The sequence below is a fragment of the Kribbella sp. CA-247076 genome, assembly GCF_050942445.1.
In the GTDB taxonomy this organism is placed as follows: Bacteria; Actinomycetota; Actinomycetes; order Propionibacteriales; family Kribbellaceae; genus Kribbella.
The window spans coordinates 1,163,942-1,180,493 of sequence record NZ_CP192051.1 but is presented as its reverse complement, the minus strand read 5'-3'; the positions used below and the strand labels follow the sequence as shown (position 1 = coordinate 1,180,493).

Genomic DNA, 16,552 nt, shown 5'->3' with positions numbered 1-16,552 from the left:
CGCGGCGTCACGTGACCTTGCCGGTCGGAGCCGCCCAGGTGTTGCACGAGCCGAGATCCCCGGACTCGAAGGCACCGAGCTCCCAAATCCTCATGCTCTTGCGGGAACCGTGGTCCCGCGGGGTGTCCGGGAAATCCTCGTCGCCGCCCTCGCCGAGCGTGAGCTGCCGGTACCGCGTGCCTGACAGCCTCAGCGTGCGCTGATTCGCCTTGAAGAACAGGCTAGCGAAGCAGGTCGCCTGCAGCTCCATCCGCCGGTTGTCCTGGAGCCGCGCGTCACCCTTCTTGTCGTAGTAGCGCTCCACGTAGTACTGCATGATTCCGGCGAGCTGCTGGAGATGATGGCCGTACTCGTGCGCGGTCACATAGATCAGCGCCACCTCCGCGGACAATTGCGTTCTGCGCGGCACGGTGTACGCCGACCAGTCGATATAGATCCCGTACCCCGTGGAGCAGTAGAACCCGACGTGCTCCTCCTCCCGGCCGCACGGCGTGTCCACCTTATCCTTAAAGGGGTGGAACTCAGCCGGCTGGAAGTACAACGACGCCCGCTCCATCACCGGCGCCCAGGCCCTGTCCAGGCAGGCGAGAATTGCGTTCACATAGCGCACCACGGCTGCTTTCGATCCGAGTCTTGCCGTCGGCAACGGACAGCTCACCGACGGAACCTTGCCGGCCGCGTAGATCCGGTTCAGCACCAACGCGTCGCGTTGTGCGTTGGCTTCCCAGTTCGCCAGTCCCGACGTCGTACGTCGTACGGTCGGCGACGTACGTCGTACCGTCGGCAACGGCACGCTCGACGGGGCAACGGCTGGCGTCGAGGCTCGTGGAACGGACGGCGTCGGGGACGATTCGGCCGTGGGAGTCGCCGACGCCGTCGCGCCAGTGACGATCGATTGCTCCGGTCGAGCGGCGGTCCCGGCCAGCACCGCGACCAGTGCGGCGACGACAACCAGCGCGCCGGTCCTTGCTGTGCCGGACATCAACTGACCCTCGCAGCCGGGGCCACGAAGGTGTTGCACGAGGCTGGGTTGCCGGAGGCGAAGGCTCGAAGGCTCCAATAGGCGTGGCTCTTGCGCGATCCGTGGTCGCGGGGAAGTTCCGGCGCGGTGTCGTCACCGGTGTCCCTGACCTGGTACTCGAAGATCTCGCGCCACTCGTCGGTCAACTGCAAGGCGCGGTGATTGGCGCCGAGGAACGCGGCTCCGAGGCAGTCGGCCTGCAGCTCCAGGCGCCGCTCGTCCTCGAGCTTCACAGCTGCGGACGCGGACTCGTGATTCGCATCGTACGCCGCCAGGATGCCGATCATCGACTGCAGGTGATGAGCGTATTCGTGCGCCAGCATGAACTGGAAGTAGACCAGGTCCCACTCCGGGTCCTCCGGATCCTCCTCCAGGTACAGCTCCCACTCGAAGAAGATCGCCGCGTCCGAAGGGCAGTAGAAGGCCTCGCTGTCCGGCGGCGGCGCGCCACAGGTGGTGGACTTCTCGCCGACGTCCTTGTACGCCGCGAGCTTCGGCACCTCGAGGTAGAAGTCGCCCTGGGCAACCAACGGCGACCACGCCCTATGCATGCAGTCGACGAGGACCCGCGCGTGCGTCAGTAACGCCGCCTTCGTCCGCAAAGCCGCAGTCGGCGGTCGGCACCGCACCGCAGGCACCTTCCCCGCCGAGTACAGCTTGTTCGTCGTCACCTGCGCCCGCAGATCAACCACCGACGGCGCCGCACCGGCTCGCGGACTGGCCGCCGGCGTCGCCGACGAAACCACCGTTACCGGCGGCACGACTGGGCCCAGCGTCTCCGCCGGCTTGATCGCCTCCCACCCCAACACAACAGCCAGCACACCGACCACCCCAACCCCAACCGCCTTCGCCACACCCCCCATCAACTAACCCGCTTCGCCGACGCCGTGAACGTGTTGCACGAAGCAGGGTTGCCGCTGGTGAAGGCTCGGGTGGTCCAGTAGCCGTGGTTCCTGCGGGAGCCGTGGTCGCGGATCCTGGCCGGGTTGTACTCGTCGCCGACGTGGTGGACGATCTCCGTCCAGATCTCGTGCCGCCCGCCGGTCAGCTTGAACGTGCGCTTGTTCGCTCCGAGGAATGCCGCACCCAGGCAGCTGGCCTGCAGTTCCTTGCGTCGCTCGGTCTCCAGCTGAGCCGCCTTGGCCGTCGCCCAGCCGCCCAGGTCGTACGCCGTCATGATGCCGACCGACATCTGGACATGGTGCCCGTACTCGTGGGCGATCAGCTGCTGCAGATCGATCACGTCCCAGGCCGGAGAGCCCGGCGCGAGGAATTCCGGATACTCCAGGCAGATCGTCCCGTCCCGACGGTAGAAGGCGTCGACGTTGTCGAGCGGGTCCGCGCACGCCGGGGTGGCCGACAGCTTCGCCAGGCTGTACACGTAGACCCGCGCCGGCTGGAAGTACGCGTTCGAACGCGCGATCAACGGCGCCCACGCCCGATCCATGCAGGCGACCAGGGCTCGTGAGTACGCCAAGATGCCGGTCTTCGACGCCAGGTTCGCCTTCGGTAGCGGACAACGGACCGCCGGCACCTTGCCCGCGACGTACAGCTTGTTCTTCCGCACCGGCTCGGACAGATCGACCTTGAAAGTGCTCGACGGCGTCGCCCGAGGCCGAGGCGCGGCAACGGGCGCCAGAGCCGCGGAAGGCGTCACCGAGGCGGTCGCAGAAGGCGTCGCCGCGGTGGCGGTCGGAGCCGGACGCGTCGTCACGCCACCCGCCACCACAGCAGCCAGTACGGCGACGACCACCAGCCCGGCCGCCTTCGCCGTACTGCGCATCAGCTGACCTTGTTCGCTGGGGCGGTGAAGGTGTTGCAGGCGGAGAGGTTGGTCGTTTTGAAGGCCGGGCCGGCCCACAGCCACTGGTTCTTCCGTGAGCCGTGGTCACGGATCTTCTTCGGGTGGTACTCGTCACCGCTGTGCTGGGTGTGCCATTCCCAGAAGCGCAGTTTGTTGCCGCTGAGGCCTATCGACTTCTTGTTCGCGCCGAGGAACAGCGCGCCCAGGCAGGTCGCTTGCAGCTCGGTCCGCCGGCTCCACTCGAGCTTCTCCGGCTGCGTCTTCGCCCAGCCCTCGCGCGACCAGGAGGCGGTGAGGATGTGGGTCAGCTCCTGCACGTGGTGCCCGTACTCGTGCACCATCGTGTCCATCATCATGACGCGGCCGGTGAGCGGATCCTCCTTGTACTCGGCGAGGTCGTCCTGCCAGTCGATCACGATCACCTCGTCGGCCGGGCAGTAGTACGCCGACTCGGCCTCACCGGTGCACGTCGTCGCCGGCACCTGCTTGCTCTTGAGCGCGAGCTTCGGCGGCCGGAACTCGTACCCCGCCTTGCGGACCAGGGGTTCCCAGGCGCGGTTGAGGCAGGGTAGGAGGGCGTTGTAGTAGTTCAGGATCGCCGACTGCGAGTTCGGCTTGACGGCCGGTTCCTTGCAGTTGACCGAGGGGACCTTGCCGACCGTGTAGAGCTTGTTCTGGCGGAGGCGGACGAGGTGGGGAACGGCTGGACCGTCACCGTCACGGTGGGATCGGCCGGGATGGGGAGGGGGGCCTCGGACTTCTTGACGGTGGGGCGGGCCATGGGGCTGTCGACGTTGTCGTAGGTGTCGACGAGTTGGAAGCCGGCGAAGGTGCCGCCGGTGACGAGGAGTACGGCGAACGCGGACAGGCCGGCGATCAGGGGTTTCGAGTACTGCCGTTGCGGGGCGATCTCCTGCGGTTCGTTGGTGTACTGCGCTCCGGTGCGCGCGTACGGCCGGTGCCAGCCCGTCCGCAGATAGCCGCGGGTACGGCGGGTGCCGGCGAGCGGGGTGACCGGGGCGCCGGGCATCGGGGCGGGGGGTGGTGCGCCGAATGTGGGCTCCGTGCCGGGGTCGGTCGGGAGCGGGCGGGCCTTCTTCCGCAGGGTCGGGTCGATCGGGGCGGTGAGGGCGCGCGCCTTGCCGAGCTCGAGCGAACGGCGGCGCTCGGCCGCGCGGACCCGGTCGCCCTCGGTCAGGATGTCGCCGGCACCACCCGGCAGGAAGTGCCCGGGCCGCGGCGAGCCCGCACTCCCCGAAACAACCGCAACGGGGCTGTCGGCCGGCGTGGTCGCGCCGGCCGTGGACGATGGTTCTGCGTCCGGGTGCTCCTCAGGCATCGCTCGTCCCCATCGTTCGTTCCCGTTCCGTCAGCCGACCTTGGCGGATGGTGCCACGAAAGTGTTGCAGGTGCCTGGATCGGCGCTGGCAAAGCCCTGGTTCATCCACAGCGTCAGGCTTTTAGCGGACCCGTGGTCGCGCACCTTGTCCTTGGAGTGCTCGTCGCCGCCGTGCGTGATCAGCCAGTTCCACTCCTTCAGCAGTGCGCCCTGCAGCGGGAAGCTGGCCTTGGCCGAACCGAAGAACACCGCGGACAGACAGTTCGCCTGGAGTGCCTGCCGCCGCTTCAGCTCCAACCGCAGCGCCTCGGTCGGCTGGGTGTCGTGGAGGCTGGCGGTCGCGTCGAAGATCCCGGTGAGGTTCTGCACGTGGGCGCCGTACACGAAGCCGAGCGACTTGGCCATGTCGGCCCGGGTGTTCGCCTTGTTCTCCGCGTAGTCCTCCATCAGCGTCTGCCACGGCATCGTCACGCTGCCGCCCTGCTCGTCCGCGCAGTACGACGCGTTCACCTTCTGTACGCCGCACGCCGTCTCCTGACCGTCGTCGAACACGATCAACCGCGGCGACCGGAACTCGAACCCGGCCTGGATCACGAGCGGCTGCCACGCCTTGTCCATGCAGGCGATCAGGGCCTGGTAGTACGAGTGGACGTTCTCCTTGGAGGTCGGCCGGTATGCCGGTTCCTGGCACTTGACCGTGGCCATCGGGCCGGTGGCGTAGAGCGGGTTCTCCTTCTGGACGACGGTGTCCGCCGTCGGCTCCGGGGCCGGCGTGGGTACGCCGCTCGGGTGGTACGCCGGCATACCGAGCGGGTTGGCGACGAAGTCGTCGTACGACGTCATCACCTTCGCGGCCAGCGCGACACCGCCGCCGACGAGCAGCAGCGCGGCGACGACGATCGCGGCGACCACCGCCTTCGACCGCTGCTTCGGCTCGAACGGGATCGGGTCGGGCTCGTAGACGGCCCGGTAGGCCGCGGCCGCCGGGTCGTCGGGCGGCGGCGGGCCGAACCGGGTGCCGGACAGGTGCAGCGACCGCTTCGACTCCAGCCGCGACCCCGACAGCTCCGGAGGTCCGGCCGGTGCGCCCGCCCCCAGCCGCGGCCTCGGCGCGGTCAGTGGCGCGGTCAGTGGCGCGGACCCGGGCGTGGACGTGCCCTGGATCGAGTCACTCTCGCCCGCCCCGCCGGGCAGGAAATGGCCAGGCTTCGGCGCCGGCTTGTCCGCCATGATCCCCCGCTTCTCCCCAGTACCGGCGCACGCCGGTCCCACCCAGAACTGAACCGCGGCCGGACCCCCTCCGAACCGCCGCAAGATGGTAAGCCCTCCACGTCCACCTCCGATACGAAGTTGCAGCTTTTGACACCGTTTCGCGACTAATTTCCTTGCGGTCGCCGTCCAGGACGCTGTTGGGTGGTGCGCGTGGTCGAGCTGACGCAGGACAGATATCCGCGGTCGAACGGGTACGACGCGGAGTGGGTGATGGCCGGGGACATGGGCCCGCATCCGTTGTGGTTGCTGGAGGACCTCGCGCGGGACCTGGTCCTGGAGCCAGGGATGCGGGTGCTGGATCTGGGCTCGGGGAAGGGCGCTACGTCGGTCTTCCTGGCCAAGGAGTACGGCGTCCAGGTGTGGGCGGCCGACCTGTGGATCGACCCGAGCGCCGCCGCGGAGTACATGGGGTCGCCGGCGGGCGTCGTACCGGTGAAGGCGGAGGCGCATGCGCTGCCGTTCGCGCACGGGTTCTTCGACGCGATCGTGTGCATCGACGCCTACGAGTACTTCGGCACCGCGGACGGGTACCTGGCGTACCTCACGCAGTTCCTCAAGCCCGGTGGTCAGCTTGGCGTCGCGACGCCGGCGCTGCGAACGGAGATCCGCGAGCTCGGGTACATCCCGGACCACATCAAGAAGCTGGTCGGCTGGGAGGCGATCGCCTGGCACACCGCCGACTGGTGGCGCTTCCACTGGGAGATCACCGAGCTGGTCGAGGTCACCGCGGCCCGGCTGCAGGAGACCGGCTGGCAGGACTGGCTGACCTGGGCGCAGGCGATCTCCGAGCACCGCGGCGAACGGGACGCCGCCCTCGACATGCTCGAGGCCGACCAAGGCGAGTTCCTCACCTTCGCCCTGCTCGCCGCCCGCAAACCGGCAGCCTGACTGTTGCCTCGGCATCCAAGTAGGAGATGCTGGGTGCCATGAGCTGGGCTGTGTACGCGATGCGAGGACCGGGAGGCGTACGCCGCCTCGACGACATTCCGGACGGGTACGAGCCGCCGTCGGTCGGTACGTCGGCCGACGTGGTGGCGAAGGTCCGTGAGGTCGTACCCGACGTGGACACGAGCAAGCCGTCCTGGCTGGCGTTGCGGAGCGACGAGTTCGACGTCGAGATGACGATCGGCAAGGGCGTCGAGGTCCGCGACATCACCTTCTACCTGAACGACGGCCCGCGCTCGATCCCGATCGTGATGGAGATCAGCCGGCTGCTCGGCGTCACGCCGTACGACACCGAGTCCGGCGACTTCCTCACCGAGCAGTCCCGGCCGCCGGTGCCGCCGCCGCTGACCGAGGACGAGATCAAGGCCAACAAGCCCAAGTGGTGGAAGTTCGGCCGGAAGTAACCGCCTCCTGGTTGCCTGCGGCTTTCGGCATGCCCTAGAATCAGGGCGATCGTACAGGACGACTGTTCAGGACATACGCCCAGGAGGTGCTCGAGATGTCGTCACCCGCGGCAGTACGCGGGCAGGAGGTGCGCCAGCGACTGCTCGCCGCGGCGGCCGAGTTGATTCCCGAGCGCGGCTGGTCCGCGGTCAGCACGCGGATCCTCGCCGACCGCGCCGGCGTGACGCCGAGCGTGGTGCACTACCACTTCCCGTCGGTGCAGGCGGTGCTCACCGAGGCCGCGGTCACCGCGATGCGCCAGATGCTGGCCGCGACCGACGAGCAGTTGACCGCGGCCGCGACCCCGGCGGAGGCAATCGACGCGATGCTGGCCTCGATCGAGCAGCACTCTGGCGTCGACCCGCTGTCGTTGCTGTTCGTCGAGGCCTATCTGGCCGCGACCCGCGACGAACACCTCCGCGAGCAACTCGCCGCACTGGTCGCCGAGTTCCGGCAACGTGTCGCCGACTGGCTCGCGATCCACCAGGTCCAGGATCCGGCCGCGACCGCCGCCGTACTCGCGGCCGCGATCGACGGCATCCTGCTGCACCGCGGCCTCGGCTCGGGCGGCGAAGGTACGGCGGACGTGCTGAGGAGGCTGGTCTGATGCGAGCGATCGTCTGTGGAGCCGGCATCGCCGGACTCGCTGCCGCCAACCGGCTCACGGCGCAAGGCCACGACGTGGTCGTGCTCGAACGCGCGCCGAGCCCGCGCAGCCAGGGCTACATGATCGACTTCTTCGGCCCCGGGTACGACGCGATCGAGGCGATGGGCCTACTGCCCGCGCTCGAGGAGGCCGGCTACCGCGTGACCGAGGCCGTCCTGGTCGACGACCACGGCCGCCGCCGCGCCGGGATGAACCTGCGCCAGTTCGCCGAAGGTGCGCTGGTCAGCGTGATGCGCCCGGATCTCGAGCAGGTACTGCGTTCCAGCCTGCCGGCCGACGTGGACCTCCGGTACGGCGCCGGCGTGCAGAGCGTGACCCCGCTCGACGACGGCGTACGGATCGGGCTGGCCGACGGCACCACCCTCGACGGCGACCTGCTGATAGGTGCCGACGGCATCCATTCGACCGTCCGCCAGTTGCTCTTCGGGCCGGAATCGTCGTACCTGCGGCAACTCGGGTTCCACACCGCCGCCTATACCTTCGACGCGCCGGACGTGCACGCGGCGGTCAACGGGCGGTTCGTGCTGACCGACACGATCGGCAGCCAGTTCGGTTTCTACGGTCTGCGGGACGGCCGGGTGGCCGCGTTCGCGGTGCACCGTACGGCGGAGCCGTCGCTGCCGGCCGATCCACGGGCCGCGATCAGGTCGGCGTACAGCGGGCTGGGCTGGGTCGTGCCGAAGGCGCTCGAGCTGTGCCCGGCTCCGGAGGAGATCTACTACGACCAGGTGGCGCAGGTCGTGGTGCCGGCGTGGAGCGAGGGTCGCGTGGTCCTGCTCGGTGACTCGGCGTCCGCGGTCTCGCTGCTGGCCGGTCAAGGTGCGTCGCTGGCCGTCGCCGGCGCCTACGTCCTGACCGACTGCCTCCAGCGGGCGGAGTCCATCGAGGCCGGACTGGCCGAGTACGAACGGTTGTGGCGGCCTGAGGTCGAGTCCAAGCAGCGGGCCGGCCGCTCGGCGGCGCGCTGGTTCCTGCCGGGCTCCCGACTCCAACTCGTCGGCCGACGCATCGCGCTCCACATCCTCCGGCTGCCGCTCGTTCGGCGGCTGGCCCCGACCGCGGTAGCCGGCAAGCCCATCACGCTGATCCAGAGCTCCGTTCGGGAACAAACCGACAGGAGGTACTCGCGCCCCTGACGTTCCGCAGACGTCCGATCAAGCGTGAGCGCGGCAGGGTGATGCCCCTTCGACGGTGACACCTCCTGTCGTTCGGTACCTCTAGGCCGGTCGGGAGGAGACGAGGACGCCGATCTTGTTGATGCGGTGTTCGGGGTTGCCGAGCTCGTCGCTCCAGTAGTTCCCGGCGGCGTGGTCCTCGGGGGTTGCGCAGGTGGAGAGGGTGATCATCGCCTCGGTCGGCGTGACCCCGGGCCGGCCGGGGACGGCGGCGTTCTGCTGGGCCTTCTCCGCGGGCTTGCGGAACGAGATCGTCATGGTCCGGTTGATGACGTAGTCGTAGACCCGGCCGTTCGCGGTCACCAGCACGTGGTCGCCGTTCCGGAGCTCCGGGACCTGGCCGAACGGGCGGCCGTGGGTGGTGCGGTGCGCGGTGACGATGTAGTTGCCGATCTCGCCCGGCCCCACTCCCCCGGCCTCCCCACGTGGGCTGGCCGCGACCCCGCGATCCTGGATGACAGTGCCCGGCCGGTCGTCGGCGGTCCCGGTGTACGGGACGACGCGCAGTCGGCGTACGCCGATCGCGGGGATCGACATCCCCGCAACGGTCCTGTTCGGCCGGGAGGCTGTCGGTGAAGTGGGCGGCGCACTCGACGGGGGCGAACTCGGCCGCACGGTCGCCGAAGGCTGAGCAGTTGGCGTGGCGGTGGGGGTGACAGTGGGCGTGATACTGGGCGTGATGCTGGGCGGCGCCTCACCTGCGGGGTCCGCCACATCGGCACACCCCACCAGCGCGGCGGCCGCGACCGCACCAACCACCCACCACCTCACCCTTCGAAGGTAGCTCCCGCCTCCGAAAGACGCCCGAAAGTCAGTCGAGCACGATCAGCTCGGCCGGCCCGAGCCGGAGGACGCCCGAGGTCAACGGAGTCGTCCGAATCCCACCGTGACCACGCAGAGCCTTGAAGGACCCGGGCGCCAGGACCTGGTCCATCCAGGCGCACGGATTGGCCGGCCGATTCGCCTGGAACTCGACAGCACCGGCGCCGGAGTCGAGCGTGAAGCGGCGACCGGGAACGCGGCTGCCGTCCGAACCGCGATGGGCGGCGAGCGAGTCGACGGAGTAGCCGCGGAGGGTGATGTTGCGGCGGAGCAGCAGCGGGTCCGGAGCCGCGGGAAGGTCGAGCGCCGCGGCGAGGTCGTCGAGGACGGCGGCGTCCATGATGGTGACGGCGGCGTTCCGGTGGACCGTCTGACCGAAGTACCGATCGCCGACGATGCCCAGCCCCGCACGCACTTCCACCTCGGACCGGCCGACCGGCGCCGGGTCCGGCCGCGGCCCCTCCGCGGGCCGTCCCTCGAAGGCGTGGATCGGCGAGACCATCAACGCGACGATCTCGACCGAGGTGCTCACCTGACCCACAGTACGGCGGTCATCCCCAGGTCAGCGGGTCGAGCAGGCGGTAGAACTCCAGCCGTCGCCGGTCGGGATCCGGTACGCCGTACGCGCGCAGGAACGGCGTGGGGTCGGCCGACCACTCGTCGTACAGCTGGATCGTGATCAGCGCCAGATCCAGGTAGGGGTCGCCGATCCCGAGCCGGCCGACGTCGATCATGCCGGTGACCGCCAACGACTCCGGATCGAAGAACACGTTCGGCAGGCAGGCGTCACCGTGACAGACGGCGAGGTCCGCGCCGATCTCGATATAGGGGCGCTCGGCAACCACCCGCGCCAGCAGCTCGGCCGGATCCAGCAGTCGCCACTCGTCGGTGAGGAACGCCGGGTTCACCGCACCCCGGCGTACGACGTCCTCGGCCGTCGCGATCACCGACGCCAGCGGCCGCTCGAACGGGCAGTCGGGCAGCGAGTGAAGGTCCCGAAACGTCCGGCCGAGACTCTCCATCGCCTGCACCTGGACCGCTGACGGAAGGTCCGACCCGGCGACCCCAGGCACCGCGCTCGTCATCAGGCAGGCGCCGTCCGGCGACTCGAGCCAGTCCACGACGGTCGCCGCCGGAATGCCGGTCCCGGCGAGCCACTCCGCGCGGTCCCGTTCGTCGCGCAGCTCGCGGACACCATTGGTCGAGCAGCACTTCGCGAACACGTCGCCCCGCCGGTACACCGAGGTGTCGGACTCGCCGCCCGACACCGGCTCCCAGCCGTCACCCTTCAGTTGGTACACGCGACGAGTCCCGCACGATCAGTTGCCAGGGGAAGTCGAACACCTCGCCCGGAGCACCTTCCCGGTCGGTCAGCCGGCCGACGATGATCCGGGTCAGGGCTTCGTTGAATCCGACCGGGCCGACGGTCGACAGCGAGGGGTCCAGGTGCTCGCCCTCGGGCGTGTTCCCGACGCCGACGATCGCCAGGTCCCGAGGTACGTCGATCCGCAGCCGGTGGGCCGCCCGGACGGCGGCGATCGCCGCGAAGTCCGTCGTACAGTAGAGCGCCGACGGCCGGTCGGGCCTGGTGAGCAACGCCATCGCGGCCCGGTAGGCGCCCTCCGGGTGACGCTCGAAGATCTCGATGTCCTCGTCGCGGATCGGCCGGCCGGCGGCGCGCATCGTGTTCAGGTACGCGTCGAACCGGGCGAATCCCGAGGTCCGCGAGGTCAGCGCGCCGACGCGGTCGTGGTGCTCGAGCAGGTGCTCGACGGCCAAGTGACAGCGCGGCTCCGCACCCGACCGGATCACGTCGAATCCGCGCGGCTCGAGCGTCTCGCTGAACGCGACGATCTGCACGCCCTGCGCCGCGAACGCTTCCAGCTCGGCGACCTGGACCGGGTCCTCGCTGACGTTGTCGATGAAGATCACGTCAGGCGTCCGGTTCGACAGGACGGTCCGCCAGTCTCCGTCCGCGACGATCAGCGCGGTTTTGCCGAGCGGGCTGACAGCCGCGCTGACGGTCTCCGCGACCGCCTGGGACCACGGGTCCGCGAGCACGCTGAGCGACAGCAGCACGAGATCCGACTTGCCGGTGCGGATCGCACGCGCGGCGTCGTTGCGCCGGTAGCCGAGCCGGGTCGCGGCTTCGCGGACGCGCTCCGCGGTCGAGTCCTTGATCGTGTGGCTGCGATGCCGGCCGGACAGCACGTACGACACGGTCGCGACCGACACCCCGGCCTCGGCCGCGACCATCCGCAGGGTCGGCCGGTCGGCCGCCGAAGGTTGCCCCATCGCCATGTGATCGATTCTTGCAGAGTCCACCAGCGGTTTTCCGGCAGAAACCGTCAGCCCTTGACCGCTCCGGTGATGACACCCTTGGTGAAGTGCCGCTGCAGGAACGGATAGACCAGCGCGATCGGGACCAGCGCGACCACCACGACGGCCATCTGCAGCGACTGCGGTTGTGGCAGCGGTTCCACGCCGAGCTGGTCGGCCGACAGCGACTTGCCCTGCAGTACGTACGTCCGCAGGATTACCTGGACCGGCCACTTCGACGTGTCGTTCAGGTACAGCAGCGCGTTGAAGAAGGCGTTCCAGAATCCGACCGCGTAGAACAGCCCGACCACCGCGATCACCGCCTTCGACAACGGCATCACGATCCGCCGCAGGATGGTGAAGTCGCTGGCGCCGTCGATCCGCGCGCTCTCCAGCAGTTCACCCGGCACGTTCATGAAGAACGTCCGCAGGACGACGAAGTTGAACGCGCCCAGCGCCCCCGGCAGGATCAGCGACCACAGACTGTCGAGCAGCCCGAGTTGCTTGACCACCAGGAACATCGGGATGATCCCCGGCGCGAACAGCAGGGTGAACAGCACCATCAACAGCACCGGCCGCCCGAACAGCACCGGCCGCGACGTCGCGTAGGCGAGGGCGATGGTGACGGCCAGCGCGATCGCCGTACCGACGACGGTGACGAAGACGCTGACCATGATCGCCCGGCCCATCAACCCGCCGCTGAACAGCGTCTCGTACGCCTTCAGCGTCGGGTGCGCCGGCCACAACACGTACCCGCCGGCGTCGATGATGTCCTGATCGCTCGCCAGCGAGGTCGAGATCACGACCATGATCGGTACGACGATCACCAGCGCGAACCCGCCGAGCACCAGCGCCTTGATCGACTGGTACCCGACCGACGGCTTCTCCTTCCAGATCGGTCTCATGAGCGCCTCTGAAAGATCCCGGGCTCACCGAGCCGGTGAGCGAGCGAGTTGGCGCCCCACAACAGCAACGCCCCGACCACGCCCTTCGCCAGCCCGGCGGCGGCACCACTGCTCCAGTCGCCACCTACGACGCCCGCGTAGTACGTGAAGGTGTCCAGTACTTCGGCTGCCCCCGGACCGACCGAGTCGCGCTGCAGGATGAACTGCTCGAACCCGACGCTGAGGATGTCGCCGATCCGCAGGATCAGCAGCAGCACGATCACGGTCCGCATCGACGGCAGCGTGATGTGCCAGAGCCGTCGCCACCGGCCGGCACCGTCGGCCGCGGCCGCCTCGTACAGCGAGACGTCCACCGCGGTCAACGCGGCCAGGAAGATGATCATCGCCCAGCCCGCGTCCTTCCAGATCAGCTGCGCGACCACCAGCAGCGGGAACGTGTCCGGGTTGGTCATGAACGGGATCGGGTCCAGCCCGGCCTGCCGGAGCAGGTTGTTCACGAACCCGGCCCCGCCGAGCGACTGCTGGAACAGCGTGATCACGAGCACCCAGGACAGGAAGTGCGGCAGGTACGCGATCGTCTGGAACCAGCGCCGGATCCGGTTGCTGACCAGCGAGTCCACGATCAGCGCCAGCGCGAGCGGCACCGGGAAGAACAGCAGCAACTGCACGCCGGCCAGGATCAGCGTGTTCCGCAGCGCGTCCCAGAAGTCCGGGTTGCCGTAGAGGTTGACGAAGTTCTGCAGCCCGTTCCATTCGCTGTGCATGATGCCGAGGTACGGCTGGAAGTCCTGGAACGCGACCACGTTCCCGAGCACCGGCAGGTAGAAGAACACCAGCAGGAACACGACACCCGGGATCATCAGCAGCACCATCTGCCAGTCCCGCCGCCACCGCACCGCGAACGGCAGGCCGGTCCTCGCCCGCCGCCTGGTCGTTGCCTTCTTCAGCATCCGTCAGGACCCCGTGACCGGGACGCTCGACGGCAGCACCGCCTCGAACTCGCCGCGCATGGTGTCGCCGCCGCCGTTCTTCCAGCGCTTGAGGGCCTCGTCGTACGCCGAGATCTTCTGCCGGCCGGTGACGATGTCGATGATCGTGTCCCGGAAGGCCGCGGTCAGCTTCGGGCCGACCTTGCTCGAGGTGTCGGAGTACGTGCCCGCGGTCGGGTTGCGCATCGCGAACTCGAGCAGCTTCTGCTCGGTCGCGTAGATCTTCTTGGTGTCCTCGGGGAACGCCGGGTTGAAGATCACGCTCTCCGGCGAGGTCATGATCTGCAGCGCGCTCACCAGGCCGGGTGCCTGCTGCTGGCCGGCCTTGGTCAGCACCGGGTTCTTCTTCGCGTCCAGCTCGTACTGCTGACCGGCGACACCGAAGTTCTTCTGCAGGTACTCCTTCGTGCCGAACGGCGCGGACAGGTAGTCGATCAGCGACAGCAGCTCGCGGATCCGGCCCTCGTCGGTCTTCTTGAACGGAGTGAACCCGACCGTGCCGTAGCCCATGTCGTAGACCGGTTTCGCCTTGCCGTCGTGGCCGAACGGGATCAGCGTGTCGACGAACAGCGTCGGGTCGAGCGCCCGGAAGTCGGCGGTCGCCCGCGGGCCGACGGTGACCTGCGCGGCGATCTGGCCGTTCACCGTCTTCGGGGTTGCATCGGCCAGGTTGAGGTCGGGGTAGAAGACCTTGGCGGTCCACAGCTTGGCGGCGTACTCGACCGCGGCCTTGTAGTTGTCGGTCTCGTACAGGTGGGTGAGCGAGCGGTCCTGGTTCACCCGCCAGCCGTTCGGCGCACCGAACCACTCGCCGAACATGTGCAGCATGTTGACGATCGCCGGCTCGAGGGCGTAGTTCGTGCCGTTGGACAGTTCCTTGCACTTGGCGAAGAACTCGTCGGCGTCCGCGCTCTGCAGCCCGCCGACCTTCGCCCAGGTCCTCGGGTTGCCCATCATCACCTGGCCGAACGGCGTCGACGGGATCGGCGCGCCCCAGATCTTCCCGTTCACCACCGCGGTCCGCCAGGACGCCGGCTTCAGCGCGGCCAGGTTCGGGTACTCCAGCACGGCGTCGCCGGACAGGTACTTCGTCAGGTCCTGGAACTTCGCCTCCAGCATCGGCCCGATGTTCGGGATGCCCTGGTTCGGCGGCAGCCACATCAGGTCCGGCAGGGAGTCGCTGGCCAGCAGGGTCGCGAACTTCTCCGGGTAGCCCGGGTCGGTGCCGATGGTGAGCCGGAGCTCGGCGCCGAGCGCCTGGTTCAGCGACTGCCACATCGGGTTGCTGCCCATCGGCGGCGGAGGCGTCGCGAACGTCTCGGTCAGTGCACCCACGGCGTTCTTCAGCGGCGGCGCCTTGACGCTCGAGATCGCGTCCGGCGGGAACTGCAGAAAGCCCGGCTCCAGCCCCGACTCGGCCCCCGGCAGGTCGGGCCGCAGCCCCGCGAACGGCTTGTACGTCGGCAGCGTGAGCTCACTCGACGCCTTCGCGCCACCGTTCGCCGCGCCACCGTCGCCGCAGGCCGCCAGCGTGGGACCGGCCATCGCCGTACCGACCACGGCACCACCAACCTGCAGGAATCGCCGCCGACTGATCATAGCTGCTCCAAGTCACGAACTAGTGCTCATCTACGCACACTTAAACGTTAATCTGGACGGTAGCCCCGTCGGCGGCCCGGATGCAAGGCCCCCGGACACAAAGAAGCCGGCGGGTGCGGCTCGCGTGGTCGTTCGACGGCGGCAAGAAGCCGTCGGCACCTTGGTCGGCTCGGTAGGGTCGGGGGCGGATGGTTGCCGCGAACAACCGGAGGGTGCATTGCTCGAGATCAGTGGCCTGACCTGGGCCGTGACCATCGGCCTGGTCGTCGTTCTGCTGGCCGCCGACCTGGTGATCGCCGCCGTGCGGCCGCACCGGGTCGGATTCCGCGAGGCGGCCGCCTGGTCGATCTTCTACGTGCTGGTGGCGATCGGGTTCGGGCTGTGGTTCATGGCCGCGCACGGCGGCGACTTCGGGGCCGAGTACTTCGCCGGCTACATCGTCGAGAAGAGCCTGTCGGTCGACAACCTGTTCGTGTTCGTGATCATCATGACGACGTTCGCCGTACCCGAGGAGCACCAGCACAAGGTGCTGACGTTCGGGATCGTGCTGGCGCTGGTGATGCGGGCGATCTTCATCGCGCTCGGCGCGACGTTGCTGTCCCTGTTCTCGTTCATGTTCGTGATCTTCGGCCTGCTCCTGCTCTACACCGCGGTGCAACTCTTCCGGCACCGCAACGAGGATCCGGACGTCGAGAACAACGTCGTCGTGCGATCCGCGCGGCGCGTGCTGCCGGTCAGCGACGACTACGTCGGCGGCAAGCTGCTCGCCCGGGTCGACGGCCGCAGGGTGGTCACGCCGCTGTTCGTCGTACTGGTCGCCATCGGCGGGGTCGACCTGCTGTTCGCGCTCGACTCGATCCCCGCGGTCTTCGGGGTGACCGAGGAGGCGTACATCGTGTTCGTCGCCAACGCGTTCGCCCTGCTCGGCCTGCGCGCGCTGTTCTTCCTGGTCAAGGGCCTGCTCGACCGGCTCGTCTACCTCTCCGCCGGCCTCGCCGTCATCCTCGCCTTCATCGGCGTCAAGCTCATCCTGCACTGGGCCCACGTCGACATCGACGACCGCATCCCCGAGGTCTCCACCCCGGTCAGCCTCGGCGTCATCATCGCCATCCTCACCATCGTCGTCGTCGCCAGCCTCATCCGGACCCGCAACGACCCCACCGCCAAGGCCCACGCCGGCTCCCTCCACGGCCACCGCGAGGACCGGCAGGACTGACAGCAGGGCCCCGGCCGGGCGTCCGGCCGGGGCGC

At 68.8% G+C, this 16,552-nt stretch carries 18 protein-coding genes; 5 read left to right on the top strand and 13 right to left on the bottom strand.

What is annotated here, in order from left to right; genetic code table 11:
* Positions 1-7: 7 nt before the first annotated feature.
* From ACQPYZ_RS05610 to ACQPYZ_RS05585, 6 genes are read right to left on the bottom strand one after another with little or no spacing between them, the layout of a single operon-like run.
* Positions 8-982, bottom strand: a complete 975-nt coding sequence (locus ACQPYZ_RS05610; protein ID WP_433165937.1) for a neutral zinc metallopeptidase — start codon at positions 980-982, stop codon at positions 8-10.
* Complete coding sequence (locus tag ACQPYZ_RS05605; RefSeq protein WP_433165934.1) at positions 982-1,842, bottom strand: neutral zinc metallopeptidase; 861 nt, start codon at positions 1,840-1,842, stop codon at positions 982-984. The genes ACQPYZ_RS05610 and ACQPYZ_RS05605 overlap by 1 nt, the downstream gene beginning before the upstream one ends.
* A 41-nt stretch (positions 1,843-1,883) precedes the next feature.
* The gene (locus ACQPYZ_RS05600; protein ID WP_433165932.1) at positions 1,884-2,804 is read right to left on the bottom strand and encodes a neutral zinc metallopeptidase; all 921 of its coding nucleotides are present in this window, start codon (positions 2,802-2,804) and stop codon (positions 1,884-1,886) included.
* On the bottom strand, positions 2,804-3,418 hold the full coding sequence (locus ACQPYZ_RS05595; RefSeq protein WP_433169630.1) for a neutral zinc metallopeptidase: 615 nt from the start codon (positions 3,416-3,418) through the stop codon (positions 2,804-2,806). The genes ACQPYZ_RS05600 and ACQPYZ_RS05595 overlap by 1 nt, the downstream gene beginning before the upstream one ends.
* A complete protein-coding gene (locus ACQPYZ_RS05590; protein WP_433165930.1) occupies positions 3,415-4,164 on the bottom strand; it encodes a hypothetical protein in 750 nt (249 codons plus the stop codon). The genes ACQPYZ_RS05595 and ACQPYZ_RS05590 overlap by 4 nt, the downstream gene beginning before the upstream one ends.
* A gap of 30 nt (positions 4,165-4,194) precedes the next feature.
* Positions 4,195-5,394, bottom strand: coding sequence for a neutral zinc metallopeptidase (locus tag ACQPYZ_RS05585; RefSeq protein WP_433165928.1), 1,200 nt, complete (start codon positions 5,392-5,394; stop codon positions 4,195-4,197).
* A 192-nt stretch (positions 5,395-5,586) separates the two neighbouring features.
* Here ACQPYZ_RS05585 and ACQPYZ_RS05580 point away from each other — a divergent pair, with 192 nt between their 5' ends.
* From ACQPYZ_RS05580 to ACQPYZ_RS05565, 4 genes are all read left to right on the top strand, one after another.
* Positions 5,587-6,324, top strand: coding sequence for an SAM-dependent methyltransferase (locus ACQPYZ_RS05580; RefSeq protein WP_433165926.1), 738 nt, complete (start codon positions 5,587-5,589; stop codon positions 6,322-6,324).
* A gap of 38 nt (positions 6,325-6,362) precedes the next feature.
* Positions 6,363-6,785 (top strand): hypothetical protein, encoded by a 423-nt coding sequence (locus tag ACQPYZ_RS05575; RefSeq protein WP_433165924.1) that lies wholly within the window; start codon positions 6,363-6,365, stop codon positions 6,783-6,785.
* Between the two features lie 95 nt (positions 6,786-6,880).
* Positions 6,881-7,432, top strand: a complete 552-nt coding sequence (locus ACQPYZ_RS05570) for a TetR/AcrR family transcriptional regulator (protein WP_433165922.1) — start codon at positions 6,881-6,883, stop codon at positions 7,430-7,432.
* The gene (locus ACQPYZ_RS05565) at positions 7,432-8,628 is read left to right on the top strand and encodes an FAD-dependent oxidoreductase (RefSeq protein WP_433165920.1); all 1,197 of its coding nucleotides are present in this window, start codon (positions 7,432-7,434) and stop codon (positions 8,626-8,628) included. The genes ACQPYZ_RS05570 and ACQPYZ_RS05565 overlap by 1 nt, the downstream gene beginning before the upstream one ends.
* Before the next feature lie 81 nt (positions 8,629-8,709).
* Here the strand turns inward: ACQPYZ_RS05565 and ACQPYZ_RS05560 are convergent, their stop codons facing one another.
* The 7 genes from ACQPYZ_RS05560 to ACQPYZ_RS05530 form a co-directional block, all read right to left on the bottom strand.
* The gene (locus tag ACQPYZ_RS05560; protein ID WP_433165918.1) at positions 8,710-9,204 is read right to left on the bottom strand and encodes a class E sortase; all 495 of its coding nucleotides are present in this window, start codon (positions 9,202-9,204) and stop codon (positions 8,710-8,712) included.
* A 274-nt stretch (positions 9,205-9,478) separates the two neighbouring features.
* Positions 9,479-10,021 carry a molybdenum cofactor biosysynthesis protein gene (locus ACQPYZ_RS05555; protein WP_433165916.1) on the bottom strand — a complete coding sequence of 181 codons (543 nt, stop codon included), beginning with the start codon at positions 10,019-10,021 and terminating at the stop codon, positions 9,479-9,481.
* A gap of 19 nt (positions 10,022-10,040) precedes the next feature.
* Positions 10,041-10,790: a phosphotransferase gene (locus ACQPYZ_RS05550; protein WP_433165914.1), complete on the bottom strand. Its 750-nt coding sequence runs from the start codon at positions 10,788-10,790 to the stop codon at positions 10,041-10,043.
* Positions 10,771-11,790 (bottom strand): LacI family DNA-binding transcriptional regulator, encoded by a 1,020-nt coding sequence (locus ACQPYZ_RS05545; protein ID WP_433165912.1) that lies wholly within the window; start codon positions 11,788-11,790, stop codon positions 10,771-10,773. Before ACQPYZ_RS05545 ends, ACQPYZ_RS05550 begins: the two co-directional genes overlap by 20 nt.
* Positions 11,791-11,837: 47 nt before the next feature.
* A complete protein-coding gene (locus ACQPYZ_RS05540; protein ID WP_433165910.1) occupies positions 11,838-12,713 on the bottom strand; it encodes a carbohydrate ABC transporter permease in 876 nt (291 codons plus the stop codon).
* Positions 12,710-13,663 carry an ABC transporter permease gene (locus ACQPYZ_RS05535; protein WP_433165908.1) on the bottom strand — a complete coding sequence of 318 codons (954 nt, stop codon included), beginning with the start codon at positions 13,661-13,663 and terminating at the stop codon, positions 12,710-12,712. Before ACQPYZ_RS05535 ends, ACQPYZ_RS05540 begins: the two co-directional genes overlap by 4 nt.
* Before the next feature lie 3 nt (positions 13,664-13,666).
* Positions 13,667-15,301 carry a sugar ABC transporter substrate-binding protein gene (locus ACQPYZ_RS05530; protein ID WP_433165906.1) on the bottom strand — a complete coding sequence of 545 codons (1,635 nt, stop codon included), beginning with the start codon at positions 15,299-15,301 and terminating at the stop codon, positions 13,667-13,669.
* Positions 15,302-15,518: 217 nt separating this feature from the next.
* Between ACQPYZ_RS05530 and ACQPYZ_RS05525 the strand changes: the two genes are divergently transcribed.
* Positions 15,519-16,517 (top strand): TerC family protein, encoded by a 999-nt coding sequence (locus tag ACQPYZ_RS05525; protein ID WP_433165904.1) that lies wholly within the window; start codon positions 15,519-15,521, stop codon positions 16,515-16,517.
* Positions 16,518-16,552: the final 35 nt, after the last annotated feature.